6 protein-coding genes, 1 tRNA gene and 1 pseudogene are annotated in these 9,116 nt (G+C 66.8%); 4 read left to right on the forward strand and 4 right to left on the reverse strand.

Annotation, left to right across the window (positions count from 1 at the left end):
• Window positions 1-90 precede the first annotated feature (90 nt).
• Window positions 91-2,577, reverse strand: a complete 2,487-nt coding sequence (locus tag ULB03_RS05935) for a glycoside hydrolase family 31 protein (RefSeq protein WP_322482322.1) — start codon at window positions 2,575-2,577, stop codon at window positions 91-93.
• Between the two features lie 251 nt (window positions 2,578-2,828).
• Here ULB03_RS05935 and ULB03_RS05940 point away from each other — a divergent pair, with 251 nt between their 5' ends.
• The 3 genes from ULB03_RS05940 to ULB03_RS05950 all read left to right on the forward strand — a co-directional run bounded on the left by ULB03_RS05940 (window position 2,829) and on the right by ULB03_RS05950 (window position 4,616).
• Window positions 2,829-3,680, forward strand: coding sequence for a pirin family protein (locus ULB03_RS05940; protein ID WP_322482323.1), 852 nt, complete (start codon window positions 2,829-2,831; stop codon window positions 3,678-3,680).
• 318 nt (window positions 3,681-3,998) lie between these two features.
• Window positions 3,999-4,463 (forward strand): hypothetical protein, encoded by a 465-nt coding sequence (locus ULB03_RS05945; protein ID WP_322482324.1) that lies wholly within the window; start codon window positions 3,999-4,001, stop codon window positions 4,461-4,463.
• A 76-nt stretch (window positions 4,464-4,539) separates the two neighbouring features.
• Window positions 4,540-4,616: transfer RNA gene (locus tag ULB03_RS05950), tRNA-Arg, on the forward strand.
• 325 nt (window positions 4,617-4,941) lie between these two features.
• Here ULB03_RS05950 and ULB03_RS05955 read toward each other — a convergent pair.
• The 3 genes and pseudogenes from ULB03_RS05955 to ULB03_RS05970 form a co-directional block, all read right to left on the reverse strand.
• On the reverse strand, window positions 4,942-5,310 hold the full coding sequence (locus ULB03_RS05955) for an STY0301 family protein (RefSeq protein ID WP_322482325.1): 369 nt from the start codon (window positions 5,308-5,310) through the stop codon (window positions 4,942-4,944).
• A complete protein-coding gene (locus tag ULB03_RS05960) occupies window positions 5,285-5,725 on the reverse strand; it encodes a BPSL0067 family protein (protein ID WP_322482326.1) in 441 nt (146 codons plus the stop codon). Before ULB03_RS05960 ends, ULB03_RS05955 begins: the two co-directional genes overlap by 26 nt.
• 126 nt (window positions 5,726-5,851) lie before the next feature.
• Window positions 5,852-7,953, reverse strand: a pseudogene (locus tag ULB03_RS05970) (S9 family peptidase).
• 86 nt (window positions 7,954-8,039) lie between these two features.
• Here ULB03_RS05970 and ULB03_RS05975 point away from each other — a divergent pair.
• Entirely contained in the window at window positions 8,040-9,116 is a 1,077-nt protein-coding gene (locus ULB03_RS05975) for a lysine-2,3-aminomutase-like protein (protein ID WP_322482329.1), read from the forward strand.

Below are 9,116 nucleotides of genomic sequence, written 5' to 3' on the forward strand. Positions count from 1 at the left end.
AACGCCCTCACTTCAACGGGCGCGGTCACAACCTCAAAGAAAAGGGCGGCCAAGCCTGACCGCCCCTTTCCCAACCTCCGTGCGGGCCGCTTACTTGGCCTGCACCACCTCCACCACCTTGGCGTCGGGCTCGCTCCAGCCCTTGGCGCCGGTATGGCCCAGGCTGTGGCTGGCCTCCGTCCACGTCAGCTCGGTGACGCTGCCGCCGCCCTGCTCATAGGCGTAGGTGAAGCCGTCGTCCTGGAACAGGGTGAAGCGGCCATCGGCGCCCGGATAGACCTTCACCTTCGCGATGGTCTGCTTCTGGTGCGTGTTCTCGATGGGGGAGCCCAAGGGCAGGATGGAGCCCGCCTTCACGAACACCGGGATGCGGTCGATGGGGGCCGACACCGTCACCGTCTGGCCGCCGGTGTAGCGCTTGTCCGTCCAGAAGTCGTACCAGTCGCTGCCTGCCGGCAAATACACCTGCTTTGTCGTCGCCCCCTGCTCCGTCACCGGGGCCACCAGCAGGGCGGGGCCGAACATGTACTCGTCCCGCATGTCGGTCACGGCCGGGTCATTGGGGAAGTCCAGCGGCAGGGCCCGCAGGAAGGGCGCGCCGGTCTTATAGGTCTTGTAACCCAGGGAGTAGATGTACGGGATGAGCTGGTAGCGTAGCTTCACGTACTTTTCCAAGATGGCCTGGGCATCGGGCCCGTAGGACCAGATCTCGTTGGCCGGCCGGCTGCCATGGGTGCGCAGCACCGGCAGGAAGGTCGCGTACTGGAACCAGCGGGTGTACAGCTCCGGATAGTCGTCATAGCCGCCGACCACGCCGCGCGCCGGCGTCGGGTCCAGCAGCGGCGCCTTGGCGGGCTTGTGCTCCTCCGGCAGGTACTGCCAGCCGCCGGTGTCGTTGCTCCAGTAGGTGATGCCGCTGGCGGCAAAGTCCAGGCCCGTGGGCACCTGGCGCTTGAAGGCGTCCCAGGTGGGGGTGATGTCGGACGACCAGACGATGGCGCCGTTGCGCTGCACGCCCAGATAGGCGTCGCGCGACAGGATGACGGTGCGCTTGTCCTTAAAGTCGCGGCGGAAGCCGTCATACAGCGCGCTGGTGTGGAACAGCGGGTAGACGTTGAAGTACTTCGTGCCCGGCCCGATGTGGTAGTAGCTGCCGTTGGGCGGCAAATCCGGCTCCGTCTCATCCGACCACAGGCTGTCGAAGCCCTGGGACAGGATGTTGTCGCGGATGGTGTTCCAGTACCACTTGGCGGCGTCGGGGTTGGTGGTGTCGATGTCCGACCCCGCCTTGTCATAGGGCAGGCCGTTGGTGGGCGTGCCATCCGCCTGGCTCAGGAACCAGCCGTTCTTCTTCAGCAGGTCATAGTAGCGGCCGTCGGAGGTGAAGCGCGGCCACACGCTGATCATGGTCTCGAAGCCCATGTCGTGCAGTTGCTTGTTCATGGCCTTGGGGTTCGGCCACAGCTCCGGCACGAAATCGAACTGGCCCATGATGGTGTAGTAGAACCAGTCCACCACCAGCACGTCGGCCGGGATGTGGCGCTCGCGATAGCCCTTGGCCACGTCCAGCACCTCCTGCTGCGAACGGTAGCGCTGCTTGGACTGGATATAGCCGTAGGCCGATTTGGGCAGCATGGGGGTGGCGCCGGTCAGCTGGCGGTAGCCGGCGTAGATCTCATCCGGCGTCTTGCCGGCGATGACGAAGAAGGAGACGCGGTCGCCCACCTCCGACGTCCAGCGGGTGACCTCGTTGAAGCCCGGCTCGATCGTCGTCTTCGACGGGTTGTCCCACAGCAGGCCATAGCCGTAGTTGGTGATCATGAAGGGCACGCAGGTGCTCTGCCCGCCCGGCGCGTTGTAGTCGTTCCAGCAGCGCACGACATGGCCGCGGTGATCCAGGAAGCCCTCCTGGTTCTGGCCCAGGCCGTAGTAGTGCTCATCCGCCGGCGCGGCGAAGACGCCGTTCACGGTGTAGAATTGGTCATCCGTCGGCCGGCGGTCGTGCAGCAGCTGGCTGTTGCCGTCCTTGAAATTGGGGATGCCCATGGACCAGCCGGTGAAGTCCAGGATGGTCTTGCCCGCCGCGTCCTTGAAGGTGATGTGGGCGCCGTTGGTGGTGCCGCCGAAATAGCGGCTGATGTCCACGGCGGTCTGCTGCGGCGGCACGGCGTGCGGCGCCTGGTGCCAGCCGACGACGGTGGCCGACATCTGGCCGGATGTCAGCACGGTGTCGCCGCGCTCATCCCGGCCTTGCGTCCAGCCGGCGGTATTGGCGCCGGGGATGATGCCGTAGCCGGGGCCGGCCAGCGCCGCGTCCTTTTTCAGGCTGAGGGTGACGCGGATGATGTTGGGGCCATAGGGCTCCAGCACCAGGGTCTGTTCCTGGGTCTTGTTCGACTGGTCCACCACCACCGGGGCGGTTATGCCGCTGTCGGCCGCCCAGGCGGAGGCGGCGGAGGCGGAGGCCGCCAGGGCCACGGCCGCGACACTCAGGCGGGTGGCAAGGGCAAGGCCGCGCCAGGATGGGCGCATGGATTTCGGTGTGGCGCCCCGCATGGGCTGCCCGCGCGTCTTCATGGTCCGTATTCCCCCTGGAGGTTATTATTAAAGCAGGTGTTATAAATCATATGATAGCGCTAACATCTGTCAGGCGCGGGCCGGGGTCAACCCGAAATGTCCCGCCGGGGTGGAGGTTTCATCGTTCCGGCAGGGCAACGGTCCGTGCCGTCCGCGCGCCCTATCACCCCATCGCGCCACGGCTTAGAGTGGGGCAGGCAGGGGCACGGGCTTTCCGCCGCCCCTTTGACATTGCCCGGCACGGTGGCCCCATGAGCACGCTTAAGACCCTGAAACGCCTGCACGCCGCCTATCGCGACGACATCGCGGACCTGACGACGCGCCGCCCCCTGCCGGGCCCCGACCTGCCGCAGCTCAGCCCCTTCCTGTTCCTGAACCACCATGGGCCCCAGGTCTATCCGCCCAACAATGGCGGCCTGCCCTTCGGCCCCCACCCCCACCGGGGCTTCGAGACGGTGACCTTCATCCTGGAAGGGGAACTGACGCACGCCGACAGCGCCGGCCATGAAAGCGTTATCAGGGCCGGCGGCGTGCAGTGGATGACGGCCGGGCGCGGCGTGGTGCATTCGGAACTGTCGCCGGCGGAATTCCGCCGCCGGGGTGGGCCGCTGGAGATACTGCAGCTGTGGGTGAACCTGCCGGCCCGGCTGAAGTTCGCCGAGCCCGGCTACACCGGCCTGCAGCGCGACGCCATCCCGGCCCTGCCCACGCCGGACGGGCGCGGCACCGTCAACCTGATTTCCGGCAGTTGGGGCGGTGCCGCCGGCCCCATCACCTCATTGACCGGCGTGTTCATGAGCACGGTGACCTTGGGCGCCGGCGCCACCGTGCGCTTTGACGGCGCCGCCGGCCGCACCGTCTTCCTCTACGTCGTGCGCGGCGCCCTTTCCGTAGGCGGCGGCACCGCCCCCGCCCACAGGCTGGCGGAACTGAGCCTGGAGGGCGACGCGGTGGAGATCACCGCGCGGGAGGATGCCGTGCTGCTGTTCGGCCATGGCGAGCCCATCGCCGAACCGGTGGTGGCCCACGGCCCCTTCGTCATGAACACCCGCGAGGAGATCATCGCCGCCATCCGCGACTACCAGGCGGGGTTGTTCGAATAACGGGGTGCCGGCGGCCCCGGTGCGGTGGGCCGCCCCATGTGGTTTTTCCCCGAGTCGCGGCGCCATACCTGACGCCGTGCGGACCGTCCACGCCTTTTGAACAGGGTGCCGGGTAAGAAAGCCTTAAGGAAAGGTCCCTAGTATCCGCATGCCAGTCGCATGACAGGCTCAGGCTTTACTTTCGTACAGCCGTGCTAGACTAAATTTTGCGCCTGGTTTTCGATCTTGAACCGTTGCGCCAAACGAATGCGCAGAACCGATGCCGCCCCGGCGGTCACCCAAGCCAGACCGATTGCTGGTCCCAGGATTCCACCCACGATGACCCGCCCCGCCCAACGCCCGCCCCGTGAGCGCCGCCTCGGCCGCCTGCGCGCGCTGCTGGCCGGCGCCCTGCTGGCGCTGACGGCGGCCCTGCCGCACGCCGCCATGGCGGGTGAGGGGGGCGGCGGCCAAAAGTCGGAAGACCCGGAGGTGATGCGCAAGATCAAGATGAGCCCCATGCTGCTGCCGGGCCGGGACCGTTTCTCCTACGTCCGGCTGCAGGTGATGCTGGTCGTGCGCATGAGCAAGCATCTGAACGAGGACGTGGACCTGGTCACCAACCTCAAGCCCCGCATCAATGGCGAGCTGACCGAGGCCCTGACTGTCGACCATGTGGCGCGCAATCGCCTGAACACCACCGACATCCAGGCCCTGAAAGGCCGCATCATGCAGGTGGCCAACGAGGCCGTGGGCAAGCCCCTGGTGGATGAGGTCCTCATCGTCAGCCTGCTGGTGGGCTGAGCCGGTTCCCGGCACCCGTGCCTTGCGCGCCCCGGGGCTGTGCAAGCCGCCCAAACCTGCTATAAACCGCCCCGGCGTCTCCGTAGCTCAGCAGGATAGAGCACAGGATTCCTAATCCTGGGGCCGTGGGTTCGAATCCCGCCGGGGACACCATTTCCCAAAATATATGTTGATGTCCGCGGGCGATGTTGTCGTTCCGCAAGTCGTCATGGTCGCCATCAAACTCGATATGGCAGCAATGAAGGAAGCCGCTACAGTCCTATGGGAAAACTAGCGGCACTGAATGGTCACTTCACCAGACTTATTATCGGACGCCTTGCACTGCTCGACCTTGTCCTTCAGTTCCACATCAGTGACAGTACCGCTGCCGTATATGCAGCAGATGGTCACATCCGCCCGGCCGAGCGGACCGGGCAAATGCTGGATGCACCCGGCAGAGTTAGTGCCGCAAAGACAAGGCCCGTCCTGCCATTGCCGCCTACTGACATCTCAGCATTTCACCCGCTGGAGTCTTCTCGGAGAACAAGCATTTACTGATCTTTTCCTTCAATTCAACGTCAACAGAAAAGCCACTGACATATTTACATCTTACGGTTACGAAGCGGCCATCTTGATAAATGTCTGAAACCGTATATGTACTTTGTCCAGCCCTGTCGTCATCGGGCGCCAGAAACACTTCTTCCTCTGGCTTTCCATTGAATATGTAGATGTTTTTAACAAGATCGCCAGAACGGGCTGGGCAAATTTCCCGTGGCGCCGCGAAGGCCACTTGTTCACAAGCGCCGCACAGCATCAGGATCAGTGACGCACTGATCCAAAGATTAGAGTTCAACAACAAAGAAGCCATCTCCTCTGTTCGACACGCCATGCCCATGCCACACGATGAGCCGTGGGCCAATAGCTTTGCCGGCACCGGTTATCCACTGATCATAGACGTGAACCCCGCTCACATCCTGCCGTTCATAGATCGCAGCGTGCCCGTAGTAGCGACCCTGGTCGTCAAAGGTGGCGATCACGGTGCCGGGAAGGATGGTCGCGTTGTTCTTGACGGCGGCCCCCTTGCGCCAAAGCGCCGTGCTCACGGGAAGGGACGGGCAAACTTGGGTAACGAAAGAAACGCATTGGCCGCAGAAATCCGGCGAGTGCCGCGTCTCTTCGGGCGGCTTATCGTCATAGGGCCCCAGCGCCGATGTGCGGGTGCAAGCCCATTTCCCAACGGGTGCCTTGGAATTGGCGGTATAGCCGATGGCCACGAACGGCATGGGGCATCGCTCCGAAATCCGAACCTGCGACATGAGGATCGGTCGAAATTCCGGCGCGACAATGGCCTCAGAAAAAAATATGGCTGCCGTCGACGGGCGGGCGTTTCCGCCCGCCCCGCCCCTCGCTCACTTCAAATTGTCGATCGCCACCCCCGGCAGGGTGTCAGCCGGCGTAAAGCCGAAGATGCGGCCGTAGAAGTACAGTTCCGCCTCTTGCGCGCGGATGATGCTGTCGGCCTTGCGGAAGCCGTGCTGCTCGCCCTCGAACTCGATATAGGCGACGGGCACGCCCTTGGCCTTCAGGGCATTGACGATGCTGCGTGACTGGGCGGGGGGACCACCGCGTCCTCCGCCCCCTGGAAGGTGATGAGCGGGGCGGAGAAGCCGTCCAGGTGGCGCAAGGGACTGCGGGCGTCATAGACGGCCTTGCCCGCCGGATAGGGGGCCACCAGGCTGTCCAGGTAGCGGCTTTCGAACTTGTGGGTGTCCTTGGCCAGGGCCTCCATGTCCGACACGCCATAGTAATTGGCGCCGGCCTTGAACACGTGCGTGAAGGCCAGGGCCGCCAGGGTGGTGTAGCCGCCGGCGCTGCCGCCCCGGATGGCGGCGCGGTTGGCATCCGCCAGGCCGGCCTTGTCCAGATAGGCCACCACCGCGGTGGCGTCCTGCACGTCGGTGATGCCCCAGGTGCCGCGCAGGCGGTTGCGGTAGGCGCGGCCGTAGCCGGTGCTGCCGCCATAGTTCACGTCCACCACGGCGAAGCCACGGCTGGTCCAATACTGGATCGCCAGGTCCAGGGAGGGCCGGGCCGCGGCGGTCGGGCCGCCATGCACCTTCACCAACAGCGGCGGCTTTTCCCCTGTGGGGGCCTGAAAGGCGGGGTTGGTGGGGGCGTAGTAGAAGGCATGGGCCGTCCGCGCCTGGCCGTCGGGACCGGAGGCGGTGGGGAATTCGATGGGCTGGGCGCGCGACACCAGAGCGGGTTCCAGGCTTTCCGGCGCCGGGCGGCGCAGCACCGTGGGGGTGCCGGTGGCAAGGTCGACGGTCACCACCGCCGGGGTGGCGTCGGCGAAGCTGGCGATCATGACCGCCTGGCCGGGACCCGCCAAGCGCACGCCGGTGAGGCCGACGACGGGCAGGTCCAGGTCGCGCGCCGTGCCTGTCTTCAGATCGATGACGGCCAGCCGGTCCAGGCCCTGGCTGCCAAAGCGCGCCACCGCCTGGCCATGGCCCGTCAGGGCATAGGTGGTGAGGCCCAGGTTCCACAGGGGGCCGCCGAACTCCGCCGCCTTGGGCAGAACGGCCCGGGTGGCCCCGTCCCGCCAGGCATAGAGATTCCACCAATCACTGCGGTCGGAGATGAAGTAGAGGGTGCCATCGGCATCCCACTGCGGCTCCAGCACCGATCCCTCATGCCCGCCGGCCACCACCGTGGGGCTGCCCAAGCCCTGGGGCGTGACGTCGGCCACATAGAGCGTGGTGGTGTCCCACGGCATGTTGGGGTGGGCCCAGGCGACCCAGGCCAGGCGCTTGCCATCCGGGCTGGGGCGCGGATAGGCCACGAAATCGCTGGCGCCGAACAGCACGGTGCCGGCATCGCCCGGCTGGTCCACCGCCAGGCTGACGAGGGCGTTTTTCGCCTCCCCGGGCGCCGTGTGATCCTCGCGCACGCAATACAGGTGGCCGGGCGCGCCGGCGACGCAATCGGCGTAGCGGTAGCCTTCCGGCGTCAGCGGCTGCGGCGTGCCGCCGGCCTCAGGCATGGTGTACAGGCGCTGGTCGGCGAAGTTGCTGAAGTACAGGCGGCCGCCGGTGGCCAGCAGGGCGCCACCGCCATATTCATGGACGCGGGTGCGGACATTGACGGCCGGCCCTGTCAGCTCGCGGATGCCGCCCTTCCCATCGGGGGTGACGACGGCGTAACGCCCCTTCTCCGCCGGGCGGCTTTCCAGCCAATAGGGCACGCCGCCGTCCACCGTCAGGTCACCCAGGCGCACCTCGCTGCCGGCCAACCGCTGGGCGGTGATGGGCGAGGCCCAGGTGCCATAGGCGGCGGTCTTTTTTTCAGCGGCGGTCGCGTTCGTCATCACAAGCCCCATCAGCAGCGCCGCCATCGCGGCCCGTTTCAACCCCATCGCCCCTTCCCCCGTCCCACTGGTCGCCCCCGCGTCGGCGGGCAGTGTGCCCCAAGCGCGGCAGGCGCGCCAACGCCGATGCGGGGGGCCCATGCGGGCGGGCCGCTTGACGAGGGGGCGCCCAAGGTCGATCTAAACCCCTGCTTCCATCGTTCCACGCATCGCCAGGGAGAGGCCCCATGGGCATCGCCGTTCGCCAGCTCGCCCCGCGCAAGGCCCCCATCCGCACCCCGGATGGTTTGGTCGAGGCCGGCCTGGCCGAGCCCGCCGCCCTGCCGGTGCTGGAGCGGGTGGCGGCCAGCTTCGCCGTCTCCGTCACCGACCAGATGGCTGGCCTGATCGACCCCACCGACCCGAACGACCCCGTGGGCCGCCAGTTCATCCCGGCGGGGGAGGAGCTGGAGACCACCCCCGGCGAACTGGCCGACCCCATCGGCGACGGGCCGCACAGCCCGGTGAAGGGCATCGTCCACCGCTACCACGACCGCGTGCTGCTGAAGGCCGTCAACGTCTGCCCGGTCTATTGCCGCTTCTGCTTCCGGCGCGAGATGGTGGGCCCCGGCAGCGAAACCCTGGACGGGGCGGAGCTGGACGCCGCCCTGGACTACATCGCCAGCCATGAGGAGGTGTGGGAGGTCATCCTGACCGGGGGCGACCCGCTGATCCTCTCGCCCCGCCGCCTGGCCGAGATCGTCACCCGCCTGGACGCCATCCCCCATGTCGGCATCGTCCGCTTCCACACCCGCGTGCCGGTGGTGGACCCCGAGCGCGTGGCGCCGGAACTGGTGGCGGCCTTGAAGGGCAAGCGCATCGCCAGTTGGCTGATGCTGCACGCCAACCATTGGCGTGAACTGAACGACGCGGCGCGCGGCGCCATCGCCCGCCTGGTCGACGCCGGCATTCCGCTGCTGTCGCAGACCGTGCTGTTGAAGGGCGTCAACGACGACGTCGAGACCCTGACCCGCACCTTCCGCGCCCTGGTCCAGGCGCGGGTGAAGCCGCATTACCTGCACCAGGGGGATTTGGCCAAGGGGACGGCCCATTTCCGCACGACGATCCAACGCGGCCGTGCCCTGATGCGCGAGTTGCGCGGCGATGTGTCCGGCCTGTGCCAGCCCACCTACGTGCTGGACATCCCCGGCGGCCACGGCAAGGTGCCCCTGACCGCCGACTACCTGGCCCCCGACGGCGAAGGCGGCTGGACCGTCACCGACCCGCGCGGCGGCCGGCACGCTTATAGTGAAGAGGCGGAGTAG

Origin of the sequence: Nitrospirillum goiasense (assembly GCF_034427435.1) — a bacterium.
In the GTDB taxonomy this organism is placed as follows: Bacteria; Pseudomonadota; Alphaproteobacteria; order Azospirillales; family Azospirillaceae; genus Nitrospirillum.

Bases quoted from the DNA above. Each gene is read 5' to 3' on its own strand.
- ULB03_RS05935 (WP_322482322.1), bottom strand. From the start codon at position 2,577: ATGAAGACGCGCGGGCAGCCCATGCGGGGCGCCACACCGAAATCCATG.
- ULB03_RS05940 (WP_322482323.1), top strand. From the start codon at position 2,829: ATGAGCACGCTTAAGACCCTGAAACGCCTGCACGCCGCCTATCGCGAC.
- ULB03_RS05945 (WP_322482324.1), top strand. From the start codon at position 3,999: ATGACCCGCCCCGCCCAACGCCCGCCCCGTGAGCGCCGCCTCGGCCGC.
- ULB03_RS05955 (WP_322482325.1), bottom strand. From the start codon at position 5,310: ATGGCTTCTTTGTTGTTGAACTCTAATCTTTGGATCAGTGCGTCACTG.
- ULB03_RS05960 (WP_322482326.1), bottom strand. From the start codon at position 5,725: ATGCCGTTCGTGGCCATCGGCTATACCGCCAATTCCAAGGCACCCGTT.
- ULB03_RS05975 (WP_322482329.1), top strand. From the start codon at position 8,040: ATGGGCATCGCCGTTCGCCAGCTCGCCCCGCGCAAGGCCCCCATCCGC.